We start from the raw sequence: 26,279 nt of genomic DNA on the forward strand, positions 1-26,279 counted from the left end.
TCAGTCTATTCCGGTCGGCCATCTGCGCGCGGCGGTCGAGTCACAGGAGTAGACTCCCTCGATCCACCAGGATCCAGCCCTCCACACGAGGAGGATCTCACCTCCCCCGTCGATTCTCGCCGTGAGGTAGGCCCGGCTTGCGCTCCCTTCTTCCCACCACCTGCCGATGATCGCCCAGGGGCCCGCCGTCATCTCGATATCTGCCCGACGCCCCCTATCCGCTGAAGAGGAGAAGAGCCCTTGGAGTATGCCGACGTGCGCGGGTGGCTCCTCGCGGATGCGGATAGACCGGGGCAGCGCGTCGATCGATCCCCTGTCGGTCACCGTGACGGGGCGCACGAGGCCACCGCCGCTCAGCACATCGACGCGAATCGGATGATCAAGGAGGACGGCGGGCGCGCGCCTAAGTGAGCCCTCCCATTCCCCGCCGATCGGCACGAGGGGGGCGCCCTCATCATTCCAGGGCAGGCGACATATCCGCGAGCGGGGATCGAATCCCCCTTGAAGATGTGGAATCGTCACGGCCTCGTAACCGAGGATGGCGTCAATGCGGTGGACTGTGCGCTCAACGCGCTCGCGCGAATCGCTGGGGCCCCATAGGACTGCGGCCCCTGGGCGGCGATAGGGCTGGAGGGCTGTGATGATGATGCGGCAAACGGCTCTGTCGGCGCTCACTCGTGCATCGAGCCAGCCCGAAAACTGCCATCTCACGCGATCAACGATCTCGTCGACGGCCTCGTCACTGATCCCGTTCCATGTCCGCTGCCTCACGTCTGAGTTCGTCAATTCGATGACGACCCTCACGGAATCGGAATGCAGTCCCTTGGCGGCGAGCACTTCGGCGAGCTCGATCACCCGTCTTCTCACGGGCAGAAGGATCTGGTCGAGTGAGAAGGCGCCCTCGTCAAAAAGAACCTCCACCGATTGATCCTCATGCGCGCGCTCACGTGCGGGCACGTAGACATCAAGCCCATTACACAGGTCCCACAGTGGTTGAGCGACGGCTCCGAACCGGGCATAGAAGGGGGCATACCCCAGATGCGTGAGGTCTGCGCAGGTTGTGATTCCCAGTGTTGCGAGGATCTCGATGACCCTCCCCGCTTCTTCTTGCAAGCGCGAGGGAAGTAGGGGTCGAGCGCTGCCGATGGGGAGATCGGCGAGGAAGAGGGCGGTGTCCTTAGCGGGGATGACGAGTCCGCGGCGCGCGGCCTCGACGCCGACGAGAGGGCCCGACGCGATGCCTGTGAAGCATTCGACTCCGATAGTGTCGGTGATCGCTTCGACGACGGTGCGGGCGGCGGCCTCCTCTCCACCGTTCCATCGCGAGACCGGTGCTGCGGGGGCCCAGGCGAGTCCCGGACGCAGGCAACTCACCTTGGCGGCGACGGACTCGAATGCGTCGAGGACGGTGTTGAAGGCCCTCCCCTCGCGGTCGGGGTCGTAGGGGAGGCAGATGAGTTCTGGGCAGAGGTATCGGGCCACCGCCTCTTTCATTCCCGATCGCACCCCGGCTCTACGGGCACGCACAGTCGCATACTCGATGCGGTCGCGACCGACGACGGCTCCCGCGCTTCCGGGTGGAAGGTCGACGGCGTGACAGGTCACCGGCCAATCGGGGATCCACAGAACGAGGAGTCTCATCAGACTGCCCGGATGAGTCGCGCGCTGCGCCAGGGATGCGAGATACCGGGCCAAGGAACAGTGGTGATCAGGGTGTGGCGGTGCATATGGGCCCTGACGCTTAATCGGCGCTGTTGGGTGGGGGTGATGAGCGTCGATTCGACGCAGACGAGGTCGAGGGTTTCGAGGAGTAGGGCGCAGATCTGAGCGGCGTGACTTCCGGGCTCTTCCACGATCAAGGTGTGCGACAGGTCGAGGCCGCGCTCGTGGGCCGCCTCCCAGCCGATATCGCGCAGACCGACGAATCCCGCCCACCCGCACGCGGGCAGGCCCTCAATCGCGGCCGCCATGAGCTCTGCCCTGTCGGGGGAGATGTGGAAGGCGCCCCCTGATGCACCGGTACGCCCGTCACCGATGAGGGTGCGACTCGCCAGGCCGACATTCTCCTCTGCCGCGGCGAGTACGAGGCGAGCGTGCGCGAGTCGCTGCGCGGCGGGATCTTTCTCCACCATTCCCTCTCCTTCGAACACCTGTTCGATAGTGTAGAGGGTTCGACAGGCAGATGCGTCCGCACCCGAGATCCGCCCGAGAAGAGCACACTGGAGGGGAGAACCCACAAAGGAGGACCGCCATGAACCTGAACGCCCGCCCAATCGCCCCCGACCCCTACGACTCTCTGCCCCCTCTCCCCTCATTCACCCTCACATCCGCCGACATGACGGACGGCGGACGGATGCCCGAAACGGCGACCGCTGTCGGCGGATCGACCTCGCCCCACCTCCATTGGGAGGACTTTCCCCCTTTGACCCGCAGTTTCGTCGTCACCTGCTTCGATCCAGATGCCCCTACCCCTTCCGGATGGTGGCATTGGGCGGTCGTCGACCTTGCACCCCATCAGACGGCCCTCCCCCGAGGAGCGGGCCGTTCCGATCTCGAACTCGACGGGGCGGCATTCCACCTGCGCGTTGATCACGGGGAGGCCTCATATCTCGGCGCCGCCCCTCCCGTCGGCGACCGCCCCCACCGCTACATCTTCGTCGTGCACGCCCTCGACATCGACACGATCGGCCTCGACGATGACGCAACTCCCGCGGAGTGTTCGATGAGGATGCTCGACCACACGATCGCACGCGCCCGCCTGACGGTGACTCACGAGATCCCCGGCCGCTGACACGATTGTCCATCGGGGCATTCGCAGTGGCAGGATGGGCCCGTGCTTCACATCATCTTCTTCGAGCCCGAGATTCCGGGGAACTCCGGAGCCGCCATCCGTCTGTCCGCATGCACCGGCTCCATGCTCCACCTCGTCGAGCCGCTCGGATTCGATATGGAGGACGCGAAGCTGCGGCGCGCGGGCCTCGACTATCACGATCTTGCGCATGTGAAGATCCATCCCGATCTCGACGACGCCCTGAATGATGTGCCAGGAAGGATCTGGGCGTTCACGGGGCGCGCATCGACGATGTACACGCAGGTCTCCTACGCCGACGGTGACGGACTGCTCTTCGGGCGCGAATCCGTGGGACTATCCGAGGAGGCGATGACTCATCCGAGGGTCTCCTCACTCGTGCGCATCCACATGCTCAATTCCGTCCGCTCGCTCAACCTCGCCAACTCCGCATCGATTGCGCTCTACGAGGCGTGGAGGCAGCTCGGCTTCCCCCGCGGAGTGTGACGGGCACGCTCCCCGGAGCACGTCACCGCTTCTTGGGCCGCTCCACCTGCTCGGCGAGTTCGACGATCCTCCTCGGGTTCGACACCCACATCCAAACAAGGCCGATCATCGACACGATGAGGGGGATGCAGTAGAAGTCGACCCCAAGTCCGGTCCAGGCCGAACGGGCCCGACTCAATTCGGGGATTCCTAGCCCCGCGATCCACAAGACGATGGGCACAACGATGCTGAGCCCGATGCACGCCCACCCGAGTATGCGCATCCGCCGACCATTGTGAGTAAGGCCGAGTGCCGCCGCGAGGTAGACGATTCCCGCGACGAGGGCGACGATCTGGGGTCCCCAGGGCGAGTCGTTGTGATGGTGGAAGAGATCGACGATGGCGGTGGCGGTGGCCCAGATGCCGACCGCCCAGAAGAACACCATGACGATGCGCCCGAGGCCGAGTGCGGGGGGACGCGTGTCCTCCACCTGCTCGACGAGTCCGGATGGGTCCGTAGGCGCATTCGCCCTCGCGCGATCTGACATATGAGCGATCCTAGCGGTCTCACCCCGTCATGCGCGTTCACGCCCGTCCAGCGCTCTCTTCTTGCCTTGTGTGTGCGGTTGCACCTCTCGGATCGGGACCGATAGGGCGACACGCACCCACGCACATGGGACAATAGGCCTAGATGATCTACCCGATCACCATTCTTCCACTTTCGCAAGGAGTGAATACGTGAGCGAACGTACCTACGACATCGTCGTCCTGGGAGCAGGATCCGGTGGATACGCCACCGCACTGCGCGCGTCTCAATTGGGTATGACCGTCGCCCTCATCGAGGGGGACAAGGTCGGCGGGACCTGCCTCCACCGCGGCTGCATCCCGACCAAGGCCTACCTCCACGCCGCGGAAACCGCCGATGCGGTGCGCGAATCGGAGTCCTTCGGCATCTTGTCGACCCTCAACGGCATCGACATGACGAGGGTCGGCGCCTACCGCGATTCAGTCGTCGCCAAGCTCTATAAGGGGCTCCAAGGCCTCCTCTCATCGCGCAATGTCGATGTCATTACCGGTTGGGGGCGCCTCGTCGATACCGAGACCGTCGAGGTGGGGGGCGAGCGCATCCGCGGGCGCCATATCGTCCTCGCCACCGGTTCGTATTCGCGATCCCTTCCAGGACTCGAGATCTCCGGGCGCATCATGACCTCGGACCAGGCCCTCCAGATGGACTGGATCCCCTCATCCGCCGTCATCCTCGGCGGTGGCGTCATCGGCCTCGAATTCGCATCGGTGTGGCGCAGCTTCGGCGCAGAGGTGACGATCATCGAGGCCCTGCCGCATCTGGCGAATAACGAGGACGCATCCGTGTCCAAGCAGCTCGAGCGCGCCTACCGCAAGCGGGGCATCTCATTCCACACGAATACCCGCTTCGCGGGCGCGACCCAGGACGAGTCCGGCGCCCATGTCACTACTGAGAACGGCTTGAGCTTCGATGCGGATCTCCTGCTCGTGGCAGTCGGACGCGGCCCCGCCACTTCCGGACTCGGATATGAGCAGGTCGACATCCGCATGGACCGCGGTTTCGTCCTCACCGATGAGCGCCTCCACACGGGAGTCGGCAATATCCACGCCGTCGGCGATATCGTTCCCGGGCTCCAGCTCGCCCACCGCGGATTCCTCCAGGGGATCTTCGTCGCCGAGGAGATCGCGGGCCTCAACCCGGTCGCCATCAATGAGTCCGGCATCCCGCGCGTTACCTTCTGCGAACCGGAGATCGCCTCAGTCGGCCTGACTGAAGCCCAGGCCCGCGAGAAGTACGGCGACGGAGTGCGCACAGTCGAGTACAACCTCGCAGGCAATGGCAAGTCCACCATCCTCGCCACTTCGGGGTTCATCAAGCTCATCAGCGTCGAAGGGGGTCCGATCGTCGGATTCCACGGCATCGGCGCCCGCGTCGGCGAGCAGATCGGCGAAGGGGAGCTTATGGTGAATTGGGAGGCGCATCCCGACGACATCGCCTCCCTCATCCACGCCCACCCCAGCCAGAATGAATCCATCGGCGAAGCGGCGATGGCACTGGCCGGTAAGCCCCTGCACGCGCATAACTGACCACCCTCCCACCTTCCAAGGAGAAACACCATGGCAACCGCAGTGTTGATGCCCGCTCTGGGCGAGTCGGTGACGGAGGGAACCGTCACCACTTGGCTGAAGAATGTCGGCGACACCGTCGCTCACGACGAGCCGATCGTCGAAGTGTCGACGGACAAGGTCGATTCCGAGGTCCCCTCCCCCGCCTCGGGCGTCCTGCTCAAGATCCTCGTCGCCGAAGACGAGACGGTGTCAGTCGGCACCCAGATCGCCCTCATCGGGGATTCCTCCGAAGCGCCCGCGCCTCCCGCTGCAGAAGCCGCGCCTGAGCCCGCCACCCCCTCGGGCGGAGTCGGCACCGAGGTCCTCATGCCCGCATTGGGCGAGTCGGTGACGGAGGGGACCGTCACAACCTGGCTCAAGTCGGTCGGCGACCCGATCGAAGCCGACGAGCCGATCGTCGAAGTGTCGACGGACAAGGTCGATTCCGAGGTCCCCTCCCCCACCTCGGGCTTCCTCGCGGAGATCCGCGTCGCCGAGGATGAGACGGTGTCAGTCGGCACCGTTGTCGCTGTGATTTCGTCGTCCGCTCCCGCAGCACAGCCGACCCCCGCCCCGTCCGCGCCCGCCCACGCGGCCGATCCATTCCCAACAGCGGACACCCTCGCCCCGAAGGCGACCGAGGGCGCCCCCGCACAGTTGACACCCGCCGTCGTCACCAATGCGGGTTATGTGACGCCGATCGTCCGCAAGCTCGCCCGCGAGGCTGATGTCGATCTTGCGACGATCGTGGGTACAGGCGTCGGCGGGCGCATCCGCCGCGAGGACATTGAAGCCGTCGTCACGGCTCGCGAGGAAGCCGCTCGAGCCGAGGCTGCGGCGAAGGCTGCGGCTGACGCCGCCGCCCATGCGGCGCCCGCCGTCGCAGCGGCCGCAACCCGCGAGCCCTCTGCGCTGCGCGGCACGACTGAGAAGATGTCGCGCCTGCGCCAGACCATTGCGACCCGCATGGTAGATTCCCTTCAGACTGCCGCACAGCTCACGACGATCATTGAAGTCGATGTCACGAAGGTGGCGGCGCTGCGCGCACGCTCGAAAGACGCTTTCGCCGCCAAGCACGGTACTAAGCTCACCTTCCTACCCTTCTTCGTCAAGGCGGCCACCGAGGCCCTCCTCTACCATCCGAAGATCAACGCGACGATCAATGACAAGCAGGTCACCTACTTCGATCACGAGAACATCGGGATTGCCGTCGATACGCCGCGCGGTCTCCTCGTCCCCGTCATCGTGAACGCCGGGCAGAAGGATCTGGCGGGCATCGCCGCGTCGATCAATGATCTTGCGGCGCGCACCCGTGACGCGAAGGTGGATCCCTCGGAGCTGTCCGGTTCAACCTTCACCATCACGAATACCGGTTCGGGCGGAGCCCTCTTCGACACGCCGGTCCTCAACATGCCCGAGACGGCGATCATGGGCGTGGGCGCCATTGTGAAACGCCCGATGGTCATTAAGGCTGCGGACGGACAGGAGGCTATCGCCATCCGCTCGATGGTCTACCTGTCCTTGTCCTACGATCACAGGCTCGTTGACGGTGCGGATGCCTCCCGCTACCTCATGGACGTCAAAAAGCGCCTCGAAGAGGGCGCATTCGAGACGGATCTCGATCTCTGATCCTCTTCACTGGTGTGGGGCGCGGACATGTCCGCGCCCCACAGTCGTGTTCTCTGCGCCCCGCTTCGCGCTCTCAGTCGACGCCCCGCGCGTCGAGTGCGATCCAGGAGCCGGAGGCGAAGACGATATCGAGGATCACCGCCTCACCCGGGCTCTGGACACTGCAGCCCGCCGCCGAACACGTGACGAGTTCATCCACTTCGAGGCGCGATCGGACAACCGTGGTCTGGGCGGAGCATGCGGGCTCATCGACTCCGACCACTCGGGTCGACAGGGAGGAGATGGTGATCCCCGTATCGGCGAGGTCCTTCATCCTCGCCCGATCCTGATCCGCCAGTGCTTCGCCCACATATCCGTCGAGTACCTCCGGATCTGCTGCGAGGAATGCCCGATCGCGGGTCGCCATAATCTCTTCGAGCCTCGACTGTGCTTCTTCGACGCTCGGGCACTCCCCGCTTACTGAGGGGGATCCTCCGCCCGCGGATTCGGCATTCGACGCATCCGACATCGACAGGAGCACTGCCGCCCCTGCCGTGCATATCACGAGTGCGAGGACTGCGACGCCCCACATGCTCGCACGCTGGCGGCGATGGTGTGTCACCGGGACGGTGGTGGTCGCGCGGTGGGCGACTCTTCGCATCACTGCGATCACCTCGTCATCCCCATCGTCGTCGGCGACGGGTGCGAGCGCATTGGGCTCCGCGGTCGAATCGATGGCCCGACAGATGCGCTCGCAGGCCTCGCGGTCACTGTGCTGGTTCTTCTCGTCGCTCAGCGACCATTGCGCAGTTCCGGCCCCCGGGGGCGCCTCATCGATGAGATCAATGATGACCGGCCGCCCCTGGGGTGTCACGATGATATTCGCGGGCGAGAGGTCGCCGTGCACCATGCCTGCGCCGTGGATGGAGTCAAGGCCCGCGCGGATCCCTCGGGCTACGCGCTCCCTGGTCTCTCTCATGCGTAGGAAGTCCGTGCCGAGGAGCACATCGAGGGGGCGTCCTTCGATGCGCTCCATAACGATCGCCCAGCGCCCATCCCTGTGGCGCACGACATCAATGAGTCCGACGACATTGCTCGAATCGATAGCCGCCCATGTTCGCCATCTGTCCACGCACCTCTCGCCCTCGTCAGATGAGCGCAGGGCGAGAAGCGCGCGCTGCCCCGCGGGTGCGGTGGTCGACCAGAGGGGCCCGCCCGAGGTCATATGAGCGATTGATCCCAATTCGTAGCCGTTGATATCCATAGATATCAGTGTGTATGATTTTCCGTCCTCTGGGAAGACTTCCGCGTATCCTGTGGATACAGACGAACACGCGGACCGGTCCGGCGAACCGGCCCTCTTACAGGTAGAATTGGCGCGCTATGAGTGAGAATAACGCCCCCGCAAAGAAGCGTCGCTGGTACCACAACCTTGCTGACGCCTACCGCATCACCGCGCGCACCTACCCGTGGATCGGGTGGCTACTCGCGGCCTCTGCCGTCGTCACCATCTGTCTTGCACTGGTCGTCGCGTGGGCGACGAACGGCAATTGGATCGTCTGGTCCATCCTCGGGGTGCTCCTCGGCGCAACAGTTGCAATGTCCATTCTCTCCCTGCTCGTGCGCCGCGCGATGTATGCGCAGATCGATGGGACCACCGGCGCGGTCTACGCGGTACTGTCACAGATCCGCTCGGGGTGGATCATCTCCGAACAGCCCCTGACCGTGACCCGGGAGCAGGACGTCGTATGGCGGATCATCGGGCGCCCCGGCATCGTCCTCATCTCCGAGGGCCCCTCATCGCGCGTCAAGCAGATTCTCGGCCACGAGCGCTCTCGCGTGTCGAAGGTCATGAAAAATGTCCCAGTGCACGTCATCCAGGTCGGCAATGATGATGGCCAGGTCTCACTCTCCGCACTCCAGTCCCGACTGCGCAAGCTCAAGAAGGTTCTCACCAAGGAAGAGGTTCCCTCCGTCGCGGCCCGCATCAATGCGCTGCAATCGAGCGCGCCACCGATCCCCAAGGGCATCGATCCGACGAAGGTGCGCCCCAACCGCAGGGCGATGCGCGGACGCTGATCGGCGACACATATTGAGACACCTCTCTGCATATTATGCAGAGAGGTGCATACTGTTGGGCGTATTCGACAATCCTCTGGAAGGTCCATCATGCGCGCCCTGCCCGCCTCCATGGCACTCATCGCACTTGCGTCCCTGTCTCTGGCCGCCTGTTCCGATCCTGAAGCGACCCCGTCCCCATCGGCGTCGGGCGCGAGCGACTCTATGGCGTCGACCGAGGTCACCGCATTCGACACCTCGACGCTGTCCGCCGTTGACGAGATCGCGGCACTCGTCCCCGCAGTGGTGAAGGAGCGCGGCGTGCTGCGCAACGGCGCCTCCACCGACTACGCCCCCGGCGAGTACCGCGCGGCTGATGGCCAGACTCCCGTCGGCTACGACATCGATATCGTCAAGGCGCTCGCCGCCGTCATGGGCCTAGGCGAGGGCATAACCACTCACGCGGAGTTCCCGACGATCATCCCCGCCCTCGGAACGAAGTTCGACGTGGGCGCCTCCTCGTTCACCATCACGCCCGAACGCGAGGCCGAGTCCAATATGATCTCCTACGTCGAGGTCGGCTCCGCATACGCGGTCGCAGCGGGCAACCCGAAGGGCTTCGACCCCCTCAATGTTTGCGGCACCACAATCGGCGTCCAGAACGGCACTTTCCAGCAGAAATACGCCCAGACCCTGTCGGATGAGTGCGTGGCCGACGGCAAGGACGCTGTGAAGATCATGCCCCTCGATCTTCAGTCCGATGTGGCCACGAAGGTCATCGGCGGCCAATACGACGCGACCCTCGCCGATTCCACCGTCATCGGTTTCACCGTCGAGGTGGCCGGCGGTCAGCTCGAACAGGTCGGCGACGTCATCGAATCCGCCCCTCAGGGCATCGTCGTCGCCAAGGACGATGCCGAGCTCGCGGAGGCCGTTCGCGCCGCGATGCAGTATCTCATGGACGAGGGGATCCTCACTGAGATCCTCGCAGCCTACGGCGCTGAGAATGCTGCTCTGACCACTGCGGAGATCAATCCCGCTCTGTGATACTCCGCGTGGGCCGTTCTCTACAATGGGGGCGGCCCACAACCTATGAGGATTCCATGGCACATATCAAAGACGGCATCGAACTGATCGACGCCACACCCGTACCCAGGCCCGGCAGGTGGGCGAGCGCCGTCGTCGTCGCTCTCATCGCCGCCATGATGGGCCACTACCTGGTGACGAACCCGAACTTCAGATGGGGCGTCGTCGCTCAATGGCTCTTCTCGAAGACGATCATGTCGGGCGTCGCCTATACGCTGCTGCTCACCGTGCTCGCCATGGCGATCGGCACCGTCCTCGCCATCATCATGGCGGTGATGCGCCAGTCGATCAATCCGGTCCTGCGGTGGGTGGCCACCGCCTATATCTGGTTCTTCCGCGGTACGCCGATCTACACCCAGCTCATCTTCTGGTCGCTGTTGCCGACCCTGTCCCCCCAGATCGGGATCGGGATACCGTTCCTGCCGCCCTTCGTCTCCATTGACACGGCCACGTATTTCACGCCGTTCTGGATGGCGTTCATCGGCCTGGGACTCAATGAGGGCGCCTACCTCGCCGAGATCATGAGGGCGGGCCTCCTCTCCGTCGACTCCGGCCAGTGGGAGGCCGCGACCGCCCTGGGCATGCCGAGATCGCTGATCTTCCGCCGCATCATCCTCCCCCAGGCGATGCGCGTCATCGTGCCGCCGATCGGCAATGAAACGATCTCCATGCTCAAGACGACGTCGCTCGTCTCCGCGATCCCCTTTACCCTCGAATTGACATTCGTCGCGTCGACGAAGGGCCAGTCGTTGTTCCAACCCGTGCCTCTGCTCATCGCGGCGGCCTTGTGGTATCTGTTCATCACGACGATCCTCATGTGGATCCAGGCCCATATCGAACGTTATTTCGGCAAGGGTTTCGATCGGCGCGACTCCGCTGCCCCCGCTCAGTCCTCCTCCGCTCAATTCCTGGATGTGACACCGTGACCGATACTCAACCCATGGTGAGCGTACGTGGAGTCCACAAGTTCTTCGGCGATCTCCACGTGCTCAAGGGCATCGACCTCACGATCGAGTCTGGCGAGGTGTGCGTGATCCTCGGCCCCTCCGGATCGGGCAAGTCGACCCTGTTGCGCTGCCTCAATCAGCTCGAGGAGATCAGCGCCGGACGCGTGCGCGTCGAGGGCGAACTCCTCGGCTACCGCGAGGACGAGGCGGGCCGACTCCACGAACTCCCGGACAAGGTCATCGCCTCCCAGCGCTCCCGAATCGGCATGGTCTTCCAGCGCTTCAACCTCTTCCCCCACAAGACGGCCCTCGAGAACGTCATGGAGGCGCCGGTCCACGTCGCCAAGCTCCCGAAGGACCGGGCGCGCCAACGCGCACTCGCCTTGCTCGAGCGCGTCGGCCTAGCCGACCGTGCCGACCACTACCCCTCAGAGCTCTCCGGCGGCCAGCAGCAGCGCGTCGCCATCGCCCGCGCACTCGCCATGGACCCCGAGATCATGCTCTTCGACGAGCCGACCAGTGCCCTCGACCCCGAACTCGTCGGCGAGGTCCTCCAGGTGATGAAGGATCTGGCGGCGGAGGGAATGACAATGGCCGTCGTCACCCATGAGATCGGTTTCGCCCGCGAGGTCGCCGACACGGTCGTCTTCATGGATGAGGGCGTCATCGTCGAGGCGGGCGCCCCGGCTGAGGTCATCGACAATCCTCGCGAGGCCCGCACGAAGGAGTTCTTCTCGAAGGTCTTGTGACCCTGTCGCCATCGCCCCTCGGGGCTACTCTTCGAGAACACGATCCGGGTCGAGGACCGGCGCACTCATCTCGATGAGTTCCTTGCCGCCCTCACAGCGCAGCTGGATGGAATAGTTCTCGGCGAGCGCCGGGATCTGTGAGACGGATTCCCCCATCTCTTCAAGGACCTGCCGGTCGGCAAGGAGCTTCGAGTTTCGAACCTCCATCCTGCGGCCCCCGCCCTCGCTGTCTTCAGATCCTTCGGGAACAACGAGGAAGCCCTTCGGATCATCAGGAATGACAACACCCGAGGCCAGGTAGGGATCGAGGGCGGGGTCTGGGACCGAGAGAGCGTGAAACGCCTCGAAAGTCTGATCGGAAACGTTCTCCACGGTGAAGTACCACGAGATCCTCTGCTCGCCGCACAGATCCGACACCGTCGTCGGGTAGACCTCCACCCGGAAGTAGCCTTCCCGGTCGGCCACCTCGGATGCTGCAACCCATCACTACTGAAACGAAGACCGACGCTGATCAGCTCTTCACAGATCTCATCTATTCCTTCGGCGATGTGTCTAGACTCGCATCCCAAGGGTATGACGGGCCCATCGAGGCCATGAGCCTCACTCGCACCAGCCCCTGCGACTGTAGCAGCTGCGCATCAATCGCGCCAACGTCATGCGGTCAAACGTATGGCGCAGCCGCTCAGTGTCCGTATTGCTGACCCTTTACACAACTTCCAAGGCAAACCCCAGCAGCGGTCTGCTTCCTGATACGAGCCAAGAAACCAAGCGATGGTCAACTCCATTGTGCGCAAACCTTTGTCTGGAATCTATGCACGTCGATTCAGCGCGTTGTCCCACTCCGAAGCTTGGCGCTTATGCCTTGAACTAGCTTCCATTATCGACGCTCATGATCAGACGGCGTTTAACGAGGCTCGAAAGAACAATCAGCTGCTACTTATAATTCAATTCGCCAGTCCAGATCTTTACGCTTCGATCGAACGCCAGTTTTCTCCAAGTTTTTCAGTCAACACAGCGTCGACTCCCAGAACAAACGGTATCCGGCGATCGTGCAGCTATGGCGCTCTTCCTGGGCGGAGTTCGTGCTGTTCATTGGCCTACGACGTCGAAATCCGCAAAGTGATCTGCACGACCAACGCGACCGAGTCGATCAACGCCCGCCACCGCCGAGCCGTCCGGGCGCGCAGGCACTTCCCGAACGAGGCCGCGGCGATCAAGTGCTTGTACTTGGTGACACGCTCGCTTGACCCCACCGGCGGCGGGAGGGCACGCTCGATGATCAGGTGGAAGCCCGCGCTGAACGCGTTCGCGGTCACCCTTGCTGGACGGGTTCGAGAGAACCACTTACTGAAAACCGCCGGGCCTCACACACCGATCATCGGACAGACCCCCTCCTGCCCTGTTGGGCGATGGAGCCACTTACACCGTTTCCTAGGACAGTCCCGTGCTACTAGGCCACGTAAGCCCTTTCCATACGAGGTAACGGTATGAGATACTGAAGCATGGCTGTTGTTGAATGGATTGTGCTCGCGATTCTTGCGGTGGTTGGGATTGCCATTTGGTGGCATTTTTCTTTGCGAAGGAGAATTGACAAACGAATGCATGAAGCTCTGCCTGAAGAGCGTGAAGCATTGATGAGTATCCAACGGGACATTGATCGTGGCAAGGCGGCGCGCCAGGGGTTCTTTTTCTAAATGCCGCGGACTGCGACTCTTCTAATAGGAAATGCCCTCCAACTGGAATGTTCAGGGTCCCGACGGGCCTCCAACACCATCCGAGTCGCACGCTCACGCAGTTCATCGGGATACTTCCTCGAAGCCGGGGCGCTCGACAGCGCATCCTCCACCCCGCCGGTGTTCGGGAGCTCAGGGCCGAGCCCCGAACACCGGCCCGAGTCAGTCGGTCCGCGCCTCAGAATCGAGCCCGTCACCACGGCGCGTCTCACCTCCGGATCGTCGCAGATCAATGAATTCGGGGAGCATCAGTGCGGTGCTCACGATGATCGCGACCCACCAGTACGAAAACCCCTGGGTGATCTTCGTAATGAGCAGGAAGATGACCGCGGTAACCATGAGATAGTCGCGAACAACGCGCATCATCCTCATCATGCGAAACACCCCCAGCAGCATCACCGACTCGTGCTGAGTCGGCTTTTCCGGTCAAGTTTTTTTACAAGTTTTCCACTGGGGATCAAAGTCCCATCGTCTCAATGCGGTCGAGGTCCGCCTCATCGTCCAGTCCTGCCGGTCTCCGCGCGCCGATGAACTGAAAGGGCCCCGGATCATCGATCCGGGGCCCTCATCGCGCTTCAGGTCAGCGTCACGAGGTCGAGGTAGGAGTCGTCCCACAAGTCCTCATCCGCATCGGGCAGAAGGAGCACGCGGTCCGGGTGCAGCGCCGTCACCGCCCCCGGGTCGTGGGTGACGAGGACGACTGCGCCCTCGTAAGAGTCGAGCGCATTGAGTACCTCCTGCCTCGACGCCGGGTCGAGGTTATTCGTCGGCTCGTCCAAGAGGAGCACATTCGCCCCCGATACGACGAGCGTCGCGAGGGCGAGCCTCGTCTTCTCCCCGCCTGAGAGAACCGAAGTCGGCTTGTCGACATCATCCCCGGAGAAGAGGAACTGCCCGAGGATGGAGCGCACATGCGTGTCATCAAGCTCCGGCGCGGCGGCCGCCATGTTCTCGCACACCGTCGCATGAACGTCGAGAGTCTCATGCTCCTGCGCGTAGTAGCCGAGCTTGAGGCCGTGCCCGGGCTCGACGCTCCCCAGGTCCGGCTCCTCAATGCCCGACAGGAGCCGCAGGAGCGTTGTCTTACCCGCGCCGTTGAGACCGAGGACGACGACCTTCGCGCCCCGGTCAATCGCCAGATCCACGCCCGTGAAGACCTCCAAGGAGCCGTAAGACTTCGTCAGGCCCGACGCCGTGAGGGGGACGCGCCCACAGGGCGCGGGCTCGGGGAAGCGCAGGCGAGCCACCTTCTCCTGGGCGATCTCGGCCCCCGCTTGGGCGAGAAGTTCGTCCGCCCTGCGCAGCATCTGTTGTGCGGCGACGGCCTTCGTCGCCTTGGCCCGCATCTTTTCGCCCTGGGCGCGCAACTGCTCCGCCTTCTTGAGCGCATTCGCCCGCTCTTTGCGTCGGCGTCTCTCGTCTTCTTCGCGCTGTTTGAGGTACGCATCCCACCCGAGGTGGTAGATGTCGACCTCGGCGCGCGCCGCATCGAGGTAAAAAACCTGGTTGACGGTATCCCCCAGCAGCTTCACATCGTGGGAGATGATCATGACGCCGCCGCCGAAGGTTTTGATCCAGTCCCGCAGCCACATAATCGAGTCGTGGTCGAGGTGGTTCGTCGGCTCGTCAAGGAGGAGCACATCCGCATCAGAGAAGAGGACACGAGCCAATTCGACGCGCCTGCGCTGGCCGCCGGACAATGTGGACAGCTCCTGTTCGAGGACGCGATCCTCGAGGCCGAGAGAGTGGGCGATCTGTGCGGCCTGCGCGTTCGCGGCCCATCCCCCCTGGTTCGTGAAGTCCTGATCGAGGCGCACGTAGCGCTCCATCGCCTTGACTTGGCGCGCCCCCTCGGTCGTCGCCATCTCGTGCTCCGCCTTGCGGATCCTCGCAATGATCTGATCGATGCCCCGCACTGAGACGATCCTCTGGCGCGCCGTCTGCGTCTGGTCACCGATATGCGTGTCCTGGGCGAGGTATCCGATCGTCCCATTCGACGTGATGGTGCCGGAGTACTCCGCCGCTCCGTGGTCCTTCTCCCCCGCCAGCAGGCGCATGGTCGTCGTCTTACCCGCACCATTGCGGCCGACCAGTCCGATCCTCATACCCGTGTCGATGCGGAAGGAGACATTGCGAACGAGTTCGCGCGCGCCGATTCGAAGCGAGAAGTCCTGAACGTTGATCACTCCACGATCCTAGTGTCTGTGCCGAGGTCCACCCCGATCCAATGGCGTGATACCGGCTACGGCTTGGCACAATGGAGGCACTAGCCCATCAGGAAGGACACCATGACCGTCCCAGGCGCATCCAGTGCACGCACCCCGAGGATCTTCGACATCATCGCCGTGATGTTCGTCGCCTTCCTCCTCATCTCGAATATCGCGGGGACGAAGGTGACCGCCCTTGACTGGGGTCCCGTCCACCTGGTATTCGACGGCGGCGCCATCCTCTTCCCGCTCACCTACGTCCTCGGGGACGTCCTGTCCGAGGTCTACGGCTTCAAGAGGGCGCGACGCGTCATCGTATTGGGCTTCATCTCCTCCATCATCGCCTCACTCACCTTCTGGATCGTCCAAATGGCTCCGGTGGGGCCCGGGTATGAGAATCAAGCAGCCTTCGAAGCGGTCCTCGGGTTCGTCCCCCGTATCGTCACGGCCTCCGTCATCGGCTACCTCGTCGGCCAGCTCGTCAATGCCCTCGTCCTGGTGAAGATCCGCCAGCGGTGGGGAGCTGATCATCTGTGGGCGCGACTCATCGGTTCGACTCTCGTCGGCGAACTCATCGACACGGTGCTGTTCTGCACGATCGCTTTCGCCGGGGTTATCCCCGGTTCTGAGTTCGCCAACTACATCATCACCGGGTACGTCTACAAGGTGGGAGTCGAAGTCGTTCTCCTGCCCATCACCTACCGCGTCATCGCATTCGTCCGCGCCCGTGAGGGCCTCGACGCGCAGGAGGTGCTCGTATCGTGACGAATTGGCTCTCAGCCCCCGTCTCCGCCCCGACCCCCGCCCGTCTGGCTGATGGGCCCGATCGCGGTTTCGACCTCGTCACCCGACTCGACGCGGGGCCGGGACTCGGGCGCACCGGCGTCATCCACACCGCTCACGGCGACATCCGCACCCCCGCCTTCATCCCGGTGGGCACGAAGGCGACCGTGAAGGCGGTCCTGCCCGAGATGGTGTCCGGGCTCGGCGCGCAGGCCGTCCTCGCCAACGCCTACCACCTCTACCTCCAGCCGGGTTCCGACATCGTTGATGAGGCGGGCGGCCTCGGCTCCTTCATGAATTGGCCGGGGCCGACCTACACGGATTCCGGGGGTTTCCAGGTCCTTTCCCTCGGCGCAGGATTCAAGAAGGTCTTGTCACAGGAGTTCTCGGGCGGAGTCGATCCTTCGGATCCCGCGCTCCACATGCAGGCCGTGAAAGCGTCGACAGCGGTCGTCAACGATGACGGTGTCATCTTCCGCTCTCATATCGACGGCACCCGGCACCGCTTCACAGCGGAGGTCTCCATGAGGATTCAGCACGAGCTGGGCTCTGACATCATGTTCGCCTTCGACGAGTTGACTTCACTCCTGCACCCGCGCTCATACCAGGAGGCCTCCCTGGAGCGCACTCACGAGTGGGCGAGGCGGTGCCTTCGCGAGCACGCCCGGCTCACCACAGAGCGCGCGCACAAACCCTACCAGCAGTTGTGGGGCGTCATCCAGGGCGCTCAGTACGAGGACCTGAGGCGTCGCGCCGCCCGCACGATGGCGGCGATGGACGAGGACGGCACCCGTTTCGACGGGTTCGGCGTGGGCGGCGCCTTGGAGAAGGAGAATCTCGGCGCCATCGTCTCGTGGGTGTGCGAGGAGCTCGGCGAAGATCGTCCCCGCCACCTCCTCGGGATCTCCGAGCCCGATGATTTCTTCCGAGCCGTCGAGGCCGGGGCCGACACTTTCGACTGCGTGAACCCGTCCAGGGTCGCTCGCAACGCCGCGATCTACTCGCCCGATGGGCGCTTCAACATCACGAATGCGCGTTTCAAACGGCATTTCGAACCCTTGGTCGACGGATGCGGCTGCTACACCTGCACCCGCTACACCGCCGCGTACGTCCACCACCTCTTCAAGGCGAAGGAGATCCTCGCCTCGACGCTCGCCACCATCCACAACGAGTGGTTCACCGTGCGCCTAGTCGACGCGATCCGCGATTCCATTGACAATGGAGACTACGAAGCGTTCAAGAACGAGATGCTGCCTCGCTTCATCCCTTCCACGCGAAAGGATACGTGGTCATGAGCTTCAACGAATCGGTGCGCTCTGATTCCTCCCGAGTACGGACCTCACGGGGACGCCGGACCGTCGGCATCGGCGGCGGTTCAATCCTCACGCTCATTGCGATCGTCCTCATCGCACAATTTACGGGAGTCGACGTCTCCAGCTTGCTTCAGGGCGCCCCCGAGCCCCCGACACAGACTTCTGCCGCTGTTGATCTGTCGCATTGCACCACCGGTTCCTCTGCGAATGAGTACACGGAGTGCCGCATGGTGGTGACTGCTGATTCCCTCGACTCTGTGTGGACTGAACAGCTCGACCCCCAGCGCGCCTCCACCTCCTACCGGATGCCGGAATTCCAGATCTTCCAGAATTCCGTGAGCACGGGCTGCGGATCGGCGACCTCGGCCACGGGTCCCTTCTACTGCCCCGCCGATACGACGGTGTACCTCGATCTTGACTTCTTCGAGCAGATGGAACGGGATTTCGGCGCTGCCAACGCGCCGCTCGCCCAGGAGTATGTCGTCGCCCACGAGTGGGGGCATCATATTCAGAATCTCCAGGGGGTCTTCAGCGCGCATGACACGCAAGAGGCCGGGGATCAGGGGGCCGGAGTCCGCTCGGAGCTGCAGGCCGACTGCTATGCGGGCGTGTGGATGTACTGGGCGTCGCGTACCATCGACCCCGATTCGGGCGTCGCATTCTTGAAGGAGCCGACATCGGATCAGATTTCGGATGCGCTGACGACGGCGGAATCCATCGGCGATGACCGCTTGCAGACGAAATACCAGGGGGCCTCGAACACCGATACGTGGACGCACGGCTCCGCGGAGCAGCGCAAGACCTGGCTCATGAAGGGCCTGCAATCGGGTTCTATTGAAACTTGCGATACGTGGTCGGCGCCGACGGTATAACCTGGCGGGGTGCCGTTCCGGGCGCATCATCCGCATATGAACGAGATGGAACATGACGAGCATCACCGAGCAGGCCCACGAGCAGTACCACGCCACCCCATGGGAGGTCCCCGTGTGGGAGGGCTCCCTCTTCACACTGCTCGATGATGCCGCCCGGTTCTATCCCGATCGGGACGCCCTCGACTTCTTCGGCAATGCGCTCACCTACTCGCAGATCCACCGTCAGGTTCTCAAAGCAGCGAGGGTCCTCGTCGACGCCGGAGTGGGTGCGGGTGATGTCGTGGCGATCGCCCTGCCGAATTGTCCGCAGGCACTGGTCGCCTTCTATGCCTGCATGAGAATCGGCGCGGTGGCCGCCCAGCATAATCCGCTCGCCCCCGCCTCTCAGATCCACGACCAGCTCGTGCGCCATGGCGGCCGGGTCGCCATCGTCTGGGAGAAGTGCGCCGATGCTTACCCCCTCGATTCCTCCACCCGGCTCAGCACTGTTTTCACTGTCGATCTGTCGGCGCACATGCCCGTCTCCCAGCGGGCGCTTCTCGCCCTGCCGATCAAGCGCGCGAAGAAGACCCGCGATCAATTGCGAGCCGATGTTCCCGATTCCGCCCGCTCGTGGGATCGGGCCGTGGCCCGCTCTGCCCCGATTGACGAGTTTTATCCTCATCCCATGGGCTCCGACCGCGCCGTAATCCTCCACACATCGGGTACGAACGGCGTACCGAAGTCCGCTCCCCTGACCCACAGCAATATCGGCACGAATGTGCACCAATGCGTGTTCTGGGTGTGGATGCTCCACGAGGGCGCCGAGACCTTTTACAGCCTCTTGCCCTACTTCCACGCCTTCGGACTCACCTTCTTCCTGTGCGCGGCCATTCGCCTCGCCGCCACCCAGGTGGTCCTGCCCAAATTCGATGCCGCTCTGGCCCTCGATGCGCACCGCAGGCGTCCCATCTCCTTCTTCGTCGGCGTCCCCCCGATGTTCGAGAGGATCTTGAAGGAGGCCGTGCGCACGCATACGGACATCTCATCGATCCGCTATTCCGTCGCCGGGGCGATGCCCCTGTCGCCCGAGCTCGCCGAGCGCTGGGAGGAGACCACCGGGGGCATCATCGTCGAGGGCTATGGGCTGTCGGAGACCTCACCCGTCCTCATGGGCGCTCCCCTGTCTGAGAAGCGACGCCACGGCGTCCTCGGAGTCCCCTTCTCCTCGACACAGGTGCGCCTCGTCGACCTCGATGATCCGACGCGGGATGTGGAGGACGGGATGCCCGGAGAGATCATTGTCAAGGGCCCCCAGGTCTTCGAGGGGTATCTCGACGCGCCCGAAGAGACGGCGTCCGTCTTCACCGAGGAGGGATGGCTGCGCACCGGTGACATCGGCGTCAACTCCGATGGCTTCATCACGATGGTGGATCGGCGCAAGGAGCTCATCCTCTCCGGCGGCTTCAACGTCTACCCGAGCCAGGTCGAAGATGCGATCCGTTCAATGCCGACCGTCAGGGACGTCGCCGTCGTCGGAATACCCCGGGCCGACCAGTCCGAGGAGATCACTGCGGCGATCCTCCTCGAAGAGGGCGTTGACCCGCTCACCCTCGCCCAGGTGCGCGAGTGGGCCGAGAAATCCATCGCCCACTACGCCCTGCCCCGCCAAATCGTTTTCATCGCGGAGATGCCGCGCAACCAGATGGGGAAGATCCTTCGGCGCAGGGTCCGAGAAGACATCATGTCCGTGGCCGCCGACACCCTGTCGGATGCCGCCCGCCAGGTCGGCGCCCGCGTACAGGCCGCGCAGGATGCCGTCACCCGGGTCTTCCGTTCACCCGATGATGCGGATGGGGCCGAGCGATCCTGACGGCCATTGCGCCTCGGCGGCACGCGGCTATCGGATCAGACGTTGAATCCGATGGCGCGGAGTTGCTCGCGTCCATCGGGGGTGATCCTGTCGGGTCCCCACGGCGGCATCCACACCCAGTTGATCGTCACTTCGTCCGTCACGGTCGCCAGGACCATCTGCGCTTGGCGTTCGATGACATCGGTCAGCGGGCATGCGGCGGATGTCAGGGTCATATCGAGCAGCACGGAATCGTCGTCATTGATGACGATCCCGTAGAGGAGCCCGAGGTCGACGATATTGATGCCGAGCTCGGGATCGATGACGTCCTTGAGAGCCTCGAGGACATCGTCTCCGTTGAGGGAGCCATTCTCCACAATGTCGGTGCCGTCGACGGTGCGACTGGTCGCGCGGGTCGTCTCCTCGACCGGGACGAATCGTTGTTCGACCGGGTCGGATTGTGCCATCGGATTACTCATGAGTGTCTCCTGCAATATCCGTTCCGAGTTGGGCAAGCGCATCACGCAGGGCGTACCAGCCCAGAAGCGCGCACTTGACGCGGTTCGCGAACTGCGAAGTCCCCTCGAGTGCTGCAGCGTCTGCGAGAAGGTCGAGGACATCGTCTCCGACCCCCTGGTTTCGCGAGTGCATCATTTCTTCCATCGCCGCATACATCGCTGTGATCTCGTCGATGCTCGCCGATTCGACGAGATCGGTGAGCATCGACAGGGATGCCTGCGAGATGGAGCATCCGTCGCCATCCCACACGATGCGCTCGAGAACGCCGTCGGGGGTCAAGCACACGCCGAGAGTGACTTCGTCACCGCATGTGGGATTGACCTGATGCGATGAAGCGTCGACTCCATCAACGGCTCCGCTGCCGTGGCGGGCGCGCGCATGATCGAGGATCACTTGCTGATACAACTGGTCCAGGCTCGACATCACAATCCTTTGAAGTAGTGGCGGACACGATCCAGCGACAGGATGAGGCGCTCGATCTCCTCGGGCGATGTCATCGGTGAGATGCTCGCGCGAGCACTCGATTTCACGTTGAAGAAGGAGTGCAGGGGGATGGCGCAGTGGTGTCCGACTCTGATCGCAATATCATCAGCGTCGAGGACCTGTCCCACGTCGTGCGGATGAACCCCATCGACTGCGAATGCGACGACGCCGATGCGGTCTGCGCCAGTCACCGGTCCGAGGATGCGGACGCCGTCGAGTGAGGCGACCCCGTCGAGTAAGCGACGCGTGAGATCGCACTCCTGGGCGTGGATCCGATCCATCCCCAGGTCGCTGAGATACTCCAACGCGGCCGTCCATCCGACGATCTGCGCGACAGGCTGAGAACCCGCTTCGAAGCGCTCCGGCGGCGGCATGTACGAGCTCTGCTCCATTGAGACGCCGGTGATCATGGAACCGCCGGTGAGGACGGGCGGCATCACTTCGAGGATACTGCGCCTGCCCCACAGGGCGCCCACCCCCGTCGGCCCGAGCATCTTGTGCGAGGACATGATCGCGAAATCGACGCCGAGCTCGGAGACATTGATCGGCATGTGGGCACTCGACTGACAGGTATCGAGAAGCACCACGGCGCCAACGCCCCTAGCGGCGCGGACGATCTGTTCAACGGGCGATACCGCGCCCGTCACATTCGACACGTGCGTGAAGGCGACGAGCCTCGTGGCGGGGGTGATAACGCCGAGAGTCTCGAGGTCGATGCACCCATCGTCGGTCAGATCGAGCCAGGCGAGTTCAGCACCGGTCCTGGCGCACAGCTCCTGCCACGGCACGAGGTTGGCGTGGTGCTCCGCCCTCGTCACGACAATACGGTCGCCAGGGCCGATCCGCAGGGACTCGGCCTCGTGCCCTCCCCTGCCGACGCTGGCGTGCCCCATTGATAAGGCGACGAGGTTGATGGCCTCCGTTGCGTTCTTCGTCCAGACGATCTCGTCGGGACGTCCGCCGATGAAATCGGCGAGCGCTGCGCGACCGTCCTCGTAAACGGCAGTCGACTCGTCGGAAAGCAGATGCGTTCCCCGGTGCACTGCCGCATTCGAGTGACGGTAAAAGTCGGCCTCGGCCGCAATGACCCGATTCGGCTTCTGAGAGGTGGCCGACGCGTCGAGATACGCGATCGGACCGCCTCCCCTGCCGATTCGATTGAGTATCGGGAAATCAGCGCGGATCCTGGTTAATTCGGGGGCGCTGAAGCCTTGGGATACCGACTCCATGACGGTCACAGACCCAGGTACTTGTCGTAGCCCTCATCCTCGAGCTGGTCGGCAAGTTCGGGCCCGCCCTCGGCGGCGACGCAGCCGTCGACGAACACGTGGACGTGGCTGGGCACGATGTAGCGCAGGATCCGCGTGTAGTGGGTGATCAGCATGACGCCGCAACCGGTGGCGTCATGAACCCGGTTCACGCCCTCGGAGACGATGCGCAGAGCATCGACGTCGAGCCCGGAGTCCGTTTCGTCGAGAACCGCAAAGGAGGGCTTGAGCAGCTCCATCTGAAGGATTTCGAGGCGCTTCTTCTCGCCGCCCGAGAAGCCCACATTGACGTCGCGCTCGGCGAAGTCGGGATCCATGCGCAGATCGTCGATCGACTGCTTGACGTCCTTGATCCACTGCCGGATTTTCGGCGCCTCGCCGTCAATCGCGGTCTTCGCGGTGCGCAGGAAGTTGGACACGGACACGCCCGCGACCTCGACGGGGTACTGCATGGCAAGGAACAGGCCAGCCTTGGCGCGCTCGTCAACGCTCATCTCAGTGATGAGTTGGTCATCGAGCCAGGCCTCCCCCTGAGTGACCGTGTAGTCGGGGTGTCCGGCGAGCGCGTAGGCGAGGGTGGACTTGCCCGAGCCGTTGGGCCCCATGATCGCATGGATCTCACCGGAGTTGATCGTCAGATTCACTCCCTTGAGGATCTCCTTGGGCCCGTCTGCGGTTTCCACGCTGACGCGCAGATCCTTGATGGTTAAAGTCGACATTCTTTATCTCCTCATCGGTGCGTTGCGGCGCACATGTGTCGATGCGCTGACGCGCGAATCAGTTGTTTCGTGACGTGGATAATTCGGTTTCGACGGACTCCATGAGGTGTTCGTGCACCTCGGGGACCCCGATCTGGTTGATGAGTTCCGCGAAGAATCCGCGCACGACGAGGCGGCGCGCATCTGTTTCGCTGATGCCCCTGCTCATGAGATAAAACAGTTGCTCGTCATCGAACCGTCCCGTGGCGGATGCGTGTCCGGCTCCCTTGATCTCGCCGTTCTCGATCTCAAGGTTCGGCACGGAATCAGCGGTCGCGCCCTCGGTGAGCACAAGATTGCGATTGAGCTCGTAGGTATCCGTGTCATCCGCATTCTCACGGATGAGACAGTCCCCGATCCACACGGAATGGGCATCGGCTCCTTGCAGCGCCCCCTTGTAGGTGACGCGCGAGAAGCAGTGGGGCTGGGAATGGTCGACGAAGACGCGGTGCTCGAGATGCTGGCCGCCGTCCACGAAGTAGAGTCCGAGCATGTTGAGCTCACCCCCGGGTGCGCGAAAGTCCGTGTCGGAGCAGATGCGCACGAGGTCGCCGCCGAAAGTGACGACGATATGGGTGAGCCGAGTATCTTTGCCGAGGGCGAGGCGGTGGTTCGACGCGTGGAGCATCGTGTCATCCCATTCCTGGATGGATACGACCGTCACCGTGGAAGAGTCGCCGACATTGACCTCGACCGTCTGGTTAAGGGCCGCAGCGGCGCCCCCCTGGTGGGTGAGGATGATCGTCGCCTCCGCGAGCTCGCCGACCTCGATCGACAGGTGCTGGGGGCGCGTGCCGTCAACGGAGTCGATCGCCACACGAATCGGCTCGTCGAGGACAGCACCGCGCGGCACCTCGATTCGGGTAGCCCTGCTGAAGAGGTTCCATGCGACGACGGAGGTGCGATCGCCGGGAGCGAGGACGGTGCCCAGTCGATCGTCCTCGCGGTCGAGCGTCTCGACGAGGACGCCCGTCGGCGCCGCGACTGTCATCGGAGCATCGCCCTCGTCATAGTTCTCGACCCCGAAGAGCCGTTCAATGCGGCGCATCGGCGTGAATCGCCAATCCTCTTCGCGCCCGCGCGGGGTGGGGATGTCATCGAGGGAGAACGAGGCCGGGCGGTCGCCCCGCGATGAGTGGGCACCAGGGGCGCCCGCCCCGTGGGAGTGCCCTATGGCACGTGTGTTGTCAGTCGTCATATCAGCCGACGGATCCTTCCATCTGCAGTTCGATGAGGCGGTTGAGTTCGAGTGCATACTCCATGGGGAGTTCCTTCGCGATGGGCTCGACGAAGCCCCTCACGATCATCGCCATCGCCTCGTTCTCGTCGAGCCCGCGGCTCATGAGGTAGAACAGCTGATCGGCGGAAACCTTCGAGACCGTTGCCTCATGCCCCATTTCCACATCGTCCGTGCGCACGTCGACATAGGGGTAGGTATCGGTGCGCGAGATCTTGTCGACGAGGAGGGCGTCGCACAGCACATTCGATTTGGAGTGCCTGGCCCTGGCATTGACCTGCACGAGGCCGCGATACGATGTCCGGCCGCCTCCGCGAGACACCGACTTCGACACGATTGACGAGGAGGTGCGCGGAGCCATGTGGACCATCTTCGCTCCCGTGTCCTGATGCTGGCCCGGGCCCGCGAAGCCGATGGACAGGGTTTCGCCGCGGGCGTGATCGCCCATGAGGAAGCAGGCGGGGTACTTCATGGTGATCGCCGCACCCATATTCCCGTCAACCCATTCCATGGTCCCGCCCTCGTCGACGATGGCGCGCTGGGTGACGAGGTTGAGCACATTCGTCGACCAGTTCTGAATGGTCGTGTAGCGCACGCGCGCACCCTTCTTCACGAAGATCTCGATGACGCCAGAGTGCAACGAGTTCTCATCGTAGATCGGGGCTGTGCATCCCTCGACGTAGTGGACGTAGGAGTCCTCGTCGGCGATGATGAGCGTGCGCTCGAACTGGCCCAGAGCCGCCGTGTTGATGCGGAAGTAGGCCTGAAGGGGGATCGTCACGTGAACGCCCTTGGGGACGTAGACGAAGGAGCCGCCCGACCACGCCGCTGTGTTGAGGGCGGAGAACTTGTTGTCACCGGAGGGGACGGCCCTGCCGAAGTACTGCTGAAAGATCTCCGGGTATTCGCGCAGTCCCGTATCCGTGTCCAGGAAGATGACTCCCTGACGCTCGAGGTCCTCTTGGATCTGCTGGTAGACGACCTCGGATTCGTATTGCGCGGCAACGCCGCCGACGAGGCGTTTTTTCTCCGCTTCGGGAATACCGAGACGGTCGTAGGTGTTGCGTATCTCCTCGGGCAGATCCCTCCAGTCGTTCACCTGACGGTCGGTCGGGTTCACGTAGTACTTGAAGGCGTCGAAGTCGATGCCCGACAGGTCGGGGCCCCAGATCGGCATCGGCTTGCGATCGAACATCTCGAGCGCTTTGAGACGGCGTTCGAGCATCCATTCGGGCTCGTCCTTGTGAGCGGAGATGTCGCGCACGACGTCCTCGTTGATGCCGTAGACGGCATTCTTCGAATAGTCGTCGTTGTCGCGCCAGCCGTATTCATATGCGCCGATGGATTTGATGATCTCGTCATCGGTCATCGGACGGTCATCGAGGTCAGCGACCTGCGGTGACTGGGTCATAGTGTGTCAA

The 26,279-nt window shown here is 63.5% G+C and carries 26 protein-coding genes and 1 pseudogene; 14 read left to right on the plus strand and 13 right to left on the minus strand.

Features of this window, described 5'->3' with window-relative positions:
- Both BQ7471_RS06235 and BQ7471_RS06240 read right to left on the minus strand, forming a co-directional pair.
- Positions 1 to 1,641, minus strand: a complete 1,641-nt coding sequence (locus BQ7471_RS06235) for a DNA polymerase Y family protein (RefSeq protein ID WP_076465006.1) — start codon at positions 1,639 to 1,641, stop codon at positions 1 to 3.
- Entirely contained in the window at positions 1,641 to 2,132 is a 492-nt protein-coding gene (locus BQ7471_RS06240) for a hypothetical protein (RefSeq protein ID WP_076465007.1), read from the minus strand. Before BQ7471_RS06240 ends, BQ7471_RS06235 begins: the two co-directional genes overlap by 1 nt.
- Before the next feature lie 119 nt (positions 2,133 to 2,251).
- Here BQ7471_RS06240 and BQ7471_RS06245 point away from each other — a divergent pair, with 119 nt between their 5' ends.
- Both BQ7471_RS06245 and BQ7471_RS06250 read left to right on the plus strand, forming a co-directional pair.
- Positions 2,252 to 2,791: a YbhB/YbcL family Raf kinase inhibitor-like protein gene (locus BQ7471_RS06245; protein ID WP_076465009.1), complete on the plus strand. Its 540-nt coding sequence runs from the start codon at positions 2,252 to 2,254 to the stop codon at positions 2,789 to 2,791.
- A 42-nt stretch (positions 2,792 to 2,833) separates the two neighbouring features.
- The gene (locus BQ7471_RS06250; RefSeq protein WP_076465010.1) at positions 2,834 to 3,295 is read left to right on the plus strand and encodes a tRNA (cytidine(34)-2'-O)-methyltransferase; all 462 of its coding nucleotides are present in this window, start codon (positions 2,834 to 2,836) and stop codon (positions 3,293 to 3,295) included.
- A gap of 22 nt (positions 3,296 to 3,317) precedes the next feature.
- On the opposite strand, the gene BQ7471_RS06255 is transcribed toward BQ7471_RS06250, so the two are convergent.
- Complete coding sequence (locus BQ7471_RS06255) at positions 3,318 to 3,821, minus strand: hypothetical protein (RefSeq protein ID WP_235821246.1); 504 nt, start codon at positions 3,819 to 3,821, stop codon at positions 3,318 to 3,320.
- Between the two features lie 190 nt (positions 3,822 to 4,011).
- On the opposite strand from BQ7471_RS06255, the gene lpdA reads away from it, so the two are divergent.
- Together lpdA and sucB are read left to right on the plus strand one after the other, a co-directional pair.
- Entirely contained in the window at positions 4,012 to 5,385 is a 1,374-nt protein-coding gene (lpdA, locus tag BQ7471_RS06260) for a dihydrolipoyl dehydrogenase (protein WP_076465012.1), read from the plus strand.
- Between the two features lie 30 nt (positions 5,386 to 5,415).
- Complete coding sequence (gene sucB / locus BQ7471_RS06265; protein WP_076465013.1) at positions 5,416 to 7,035, plus strand: 2-oxoglutarate dehydrogenase, E2 component, dihydrolipoamide succinyltransferase; 1,620 nt, start codon at positions 5,416 to 5,418, stop codon at positions 7,033 to 7,035.
- 73 nt (positions 7,036 to 7,108) lie between these two features.
- On the opposite strand, the gene BQ7471_RS06270 is transcribed toward sucB, so the two are convergent.
- The gene (locus BQ7471_RS06270) at positions 7,109 to 8,278 is read right to left on the minus strand and encodes a protein kinase domain-containing protein (protein ID WP_076465015.1); all 1,170 of its coding nucleotides are present in this window, start codon (positions 8,276 to 8,278) and stop codon (positions 7,109 to 7,111) included.
- A gap of 119 nt (positions 8,279 to 8,397) precedes the next feature.
- On the opposite strand from BQ7471_RS06270, the gene BQ7471_RS06275 reads away from it, so the two are divergent.
- The 4 genes from BQ7471_RS06275 to BQ7471_RS06290 all read left to right on the plus strand — a co-directional run bounded on the left by BQ7471_RS06275 (position 8,398) and on the right by BQ7471_RS06290 (position 11,854).
- Complete coding sequence (locus BQ7471_RS06275; RefSeq protein WP_076465016.1) at positions 8,398 to 9,093, plus strand: DUF4191 domain-containing protein; 696 nt, start codon at positions 8,398 to 8,400, stop codon at positions 9,091 to 9,093.
- Between the two features lie 90 nt (positions 9,094 to 9,183).
- Positions 9,184 to 10,119 carry an ABC transporter substrate-binding protein gene (locus BQ7471_RS06280; protein ID WP_076465018.1) on the plus strand — a complete coding sequence of 312 codons (936 nt, stop codon included), beginning with the start codon at positions 9,184 to 9,186 and terminating at the stop codon, positions 10,117 to 10,119.
- Between the two features lie 56 nt (positions 10,120 to 10,175).
- The gene (locus BQ7471_RS06285) at positions 10,176 to 11,084 is read left to right on the plus strand and encodes an amino acid ABC transporter permease (RefSeq protein ID WP_076465019.1); all 909 of its coding nucleotides are present in this window, start codon (positions 10,176 to 10,178) and stop codon (positions 11,082 to 11,084) included.
- Between the two features lie 14 nt (positions 11,085 to 11,098).
- On the plus strand, positions 11,099 to 11,854 hold the full coding sequence (locus BQ7471_RS06290) for an amino acid ABC transporter ATP-binding protein (protein WP_159438524.1): 756 nt from the start codon (positions 11,099 to 11,101) through the stop codon (positions 11,852 to 11,854).
- 24 nt (positions 11,855 to 11,878) lie between these two features.
- Here the strand turns inward: BQ7471_RS06290 and BQ7471_RS06295 are convergent, their stop codons facing one another.
- Complete coding sequence (locus BQ7471_RS06295; RefSeq protein WP_076465022.1) at positions 11,879 to 12,319, minus strand: hypothetical protein; 441 nt, start codon at positions 12,317 to 12,319, stop codon at positions 11,879 to 11,881.
- Positions 12,320 to 12,885: 566 nt separating this feature from the next.
- Here BQ7471_RS06295 and BQ7471_RS11115 point away from each other — a divergent pair.
- Positions 12,886 to 13,183 (plus strand): annotated as a pseudogene (locus BQ7471_RS11115) (transposase); the annotation flags it as partial.
- Between the two features lie 173 nt (positions 13,184 to 13,356).
- A complete protein-coding gene (locus tag BQ7471_RS06305) occupies positions 13,357 to 13,548 on the plus strand; it encodes a hypothetical protein (protein WP_076465024.1) in 192 nt (63 codons plus the stop codon).
- 201 nt (positions 13,549 to 13,749) lie between these two features.
- Here BQ7471_RS06305 and BQ7471_RS06310 read toward each other — a convergent pair whose 3' ends face one another.
- Positions 13,750 to 13,953 (minus strand): hypothetical protein, encoded by a 204-nt coding sequence (locus BQ7471_RS06310; protein ID WP_076465025.1) that lies wholly within the window; start codon positions 13,951 to 13,953, stop codon positions 13,750 to 13,752.
- Positions 13,954 to 14,162: 209 nt separating this feature from the next.
- Positions 14,163 to 15,773: an ABC-F family ATP-binding cassette domain-containing protein gene (locus tag BQ7471_RS06315; RefSeq protein ID WP_076465027.1), complete on the minus strand. Its 1,611-nt coding sequence runs from the start codon at positions 15,771 to 15,773 to the stop codon at positions 14,163 to 14,165.
- A 102-nt stretch (positions 15,774 to 15,875) separates the two neighbouring features.
- Between BQ7471_RS06315 and BQ7471_RS06320 the strand changes: the two genes are divergently transcribed.
- Genes BQ7471_RS06320 through BQ7471_RS06335 form a run of 4 tightly spaced genes read left to right on the plus strand, consistent with a single transcriptional unit; the run spans position 15,876 to position 20,614 of the window.
- Positions 15,876 to 16,559 (plus strand): queuosine precursor transporter, encoded by a 684-nt coding sequence (locus BQ7471_RS06320; protein WP_076465028.1) that lies wholly within the window; start codon positions 15,876 to 15,878, stop codon positions 16,557 to 16,559.
- Entirely contained in the window at positions 16,553 to 17,872 is a 1,320-nt protein-coding gene (gene tgt / locus BQ7471_RS06325) for a tRNA guanosine(34) transglycosylase Tgt (protein WP_083663289.1), read from the plus strand. The genes BQ7471_RS06320 and tgt overlap by 7 nt, the downstream gene beginning before the upstream one ends.
- Complete coding sequence (gene ypfJ, locus BQ7471_RS06330) at positions 17,869 to 18,762, plus strand: KPN_02809 family neutral zinc metallopeptidase (RefSeq protein ID WP_076466212.1); 894 nt, start codon at positions 17,869 to 17,871, stop codon at positions 18,760 to 18,762. The genes tgt and ypfJ overlap by 4 nt, the downstream gene beginning before the upstream one ends.
- 52 nt (positions 18,763 to 18,814) lie before the next feature.
- The gene (locus BQ7471_RS06335) at positions 18,815 to 20,614 is read left to right on the plus strand and encodes an AMP-binding protein (RefSeq protein ID WP_083663290.1); all 1,800 of its coding nucleotides are present in this window, start codon (positions 18,815 to 18,817) and stop codon (positions 20,612 to 20,614) included.
- A 35-nt stretch (positions 20,615 to 20,649) separates the two neighbouring features.
- Here the strand turns inward: BQ7471_RS06335 and BQ7471_RS06340 are convergent, their stop codons facing one another.
- The 6 genes from BQ7471_RS06340 to sufB are packed head-to-tail and all read right to left on the minus strand — an operon-like array spanning position 20,650 to position 26,269.
- Positions 20,650 to 21,072 (minus strand): metal-sulfur cluster assembly factor, encoded by a 423-nt coding sequence (locus BQ7471_RS06340; RefSeq protein WP_076465031.1) that lies wholly within the window; start codon positions 21,070 to 21,072, stop codon positions 20,650 to 20,652.
- Complete coding sequence (sufU, locus tag BQ7471_RS06345) at positions 21,065 to 21,535, minus strand: Fe-S cluster assembly sulfur transfer protein SufU (RefSeq protein WP_076465033.1); 471 nt, start codon at positions 21,533 to 21,535, stop codon at positions 21,065 to 21,067. The genes BQ7471_RS06340 and sufU overlap by 8 nt, the downstream gene beginning before the upstream one ends.
- The gene (locus tag BQ7471_RS06350) at positions 21,535 to 22,824 is read right to left on the minus strand and encodes a SufS family cysteine desulfurase (RefSeq protein WP_076466214.1); all 1,290 of its coding nucleotides are present in this window, start codon (positions 22,822 to 22,824) and stop codon (positions 21,535 to 21,537) included. The genes sufU and BQ7471_RS06350 overlap by 1 nt, the downstream gene beginning before the upstream one ends.
- A 5-nt stretch (positions 22,825 to 22,829) precedes the next feature.
- Positions 22,830 to 23,582: a Fe-S cluster assembly ATPase SufC gene (sufC, locus tag BQ7471_RS06355; RefSeq protein WP_076465035.1), complete on the minus strand. Its 753-nt coding sequence runs from the start codon at positions 23,580 to 23,582 to the stop codon at positions 22,830 to 22,832.
- A 58-nt stretch (positions 23,583 to 23,640) separates the two neighbouring features.
- Entirely contained in the window at positions 23,641 to 24,819 is a 1,179-nt protein-coding gene (sufD, locus tag BQ7471_RS06360; protein WP_076465037.1) for a Fe-S cluster assembly protein SufD, read from the minus strand.
- A 1-nt stretch (position 24,820) separates the two neighbouring features.
- On the minus strand, positions 24,821 to 26,269 hold the full coding sequence (sufB, locus tag BQ7471_RS06365) for a Fe-S cluster assembly protein SufB (RefSeq protein WP_076465038.1): 1,449 nt from the start codon (positions 26,267 to 26,269) through the stop codon (positions 24,821 to 24,823).
- Positions 26,270 to 26,279: the final 10 nt, after the last annotated feature.

Origin of the sequence: Actinomyces mediterranea (assembly GCF_900155595.1) — a bacterium.
GTDB classification, from domain to species: Bacteria; Actinomycetota; Actinomycetes; order Actinomycetales; family Actinomycetaceae; genus Pauljensenia; species Pauljensenia mediterranea.

Bases quoted from the DNA above. Each gene is read 5' to 3' on its own strand.
- BQ7471_RS06350 (WP_076466214.1), bottom strand. From the start codon at position 22,824: ATGGAGTCGGTATCCCAAGGCTTCAGCGCCCCCGAATTAACCAGGATC.
- BQ7471_RS06290 (WP_159438524.1), top strand. From the start codon at position 11,099: ATGGTGAGCGTACGTGGAGTCCACAAGTTCTTCGGCGATCTCCACGTG.
- sufD (WP_076465037.1), bottom strand. From the start codon at position 24,819: ATGACGACTGACAACACACGTGCCATAGGGCACTCCCACGGGGCGGGC.
- sucB (WP_076465013.1), top strand. From the start codon at position 5,416: ATGGCAACCGCAGTGTTGATGCCCGCTCTGGGCGAGTCGGTGACGGAG.
- BQ7471_RS06275 (WP_076465016.1), top strand. From the start codon at position 8,398: ATGAGTGAGAATAACGCCCCCGCAAAGAAGCGTCGCTGGTACCACAAC.
- BQ7471_RS06335 (WP_083663290.1), top strand. From the start codon at position 18,815: ATGACGAGCATCACCGAGCAGGCCCACGAGCAGTACCACGCCACCCCA.
- sufB (WP_076465038.1), bottom strand. From the start codon at position 26,269: ATGACCCAGTCACCGCAGGTCGCTGACCTCGATGACCGTCCGATGACC.
- BQ7471_RS06240 (WP_076465007.1), bottom strand. From the start codon at position 2,132: ATGGTGGAGAAAGATCCCGCCGCGCAGCGACTCGCGCACGCTCGCCTC.
- BQ7471_RS06270 (WP_076465015.1), bottom strand. From the start codon at position 8,278: ATGGATATCAACGGCTACGAATTGGGATCAATCGCTCATATGACCTCG.
- sufC (WP_076465035.1), bottom strand. From the start codon at position 23,582: ATGTCGACTTTAACCATCAAGGATCTGCGCGTCAGCGTGGAAACCGCA.
- BQ7471_RS06285 (WP_076465019.1), top strand. From the start codon at position 10,176: ATGGCACATATCAAAGACGGCATCGAACTGATCGACGCCACACCCGTA.
- BQ7471_RS06280 (WP_076465018.1), top strand. From the start codon at position 9,184: ATGCGCGCCCTGCCCGCCTCCATGGCACTCATCGCACTTGCGTCCCTG.
- BQ7471_RS06320 (WP_076465028.1), top strand. From the start codon at position 15,876: ATGACCGTCCCAGGCGCATCCAGTGCACGCACCCCGAGGATCTTCGAC.
- BQ7471_RS06340 (WP_076465031.1), bottom strand. From the start codon at position 21,072: ATGAGTAATCCGATGGCACAATCCGACCCGGTCGAACAACGATTCGTC.
- BQ7471_RS06245 (WP_076465009.1), top strand. From the start codon at position 2,252: ATGAACCTGAACGCCCGCCCAATCGCCCCCGACCCCTACGACTCTCTG.
- sufU (WP_076465033.1), bottom strand. From the start codon at position 21,535: ATGTCGAGCCTGGACCAGTTGTATCAGCAAGTGATCCTCGATCATGCG.
- BQ7471_RS06305 (WP_076465024.1), top strand. From the start codon at position 13,357: ATGGCTGTTGTTGAATGGATTGTGCTCGCGATTCTTGCGGTGGTTGGG.
- ypfJ (WP_076466212.1), top strand. From the start codon at position 17,869: ATGAGCTTCAACGAATCGGTGCGCTCTGATTCCTCCCGAGTACGGACC.
- BQ7471_RS06235 (WP_076465006.1), bottom strand. From the start codon at position 1,641: ATGAGACTCCTCGTTCTGTGGATCCCCGATTGGCCGGTGACCTGTCAC.
- BQ7471_RS06310 (WP_076465025.1), bottom strand. From the start codon at position 13,953: ATGATGCGCGTTGTTCGCGACTATCTCATGGTTACCGCGGTCATCTTC.
- BQ7471_RS06255 (WP_235821246.1), bottom strand. From the start codon at position 3,821: ATGTCAGATCGCGCGAGGGCGAATGCGCCTACGGACCCATCCGGACTC.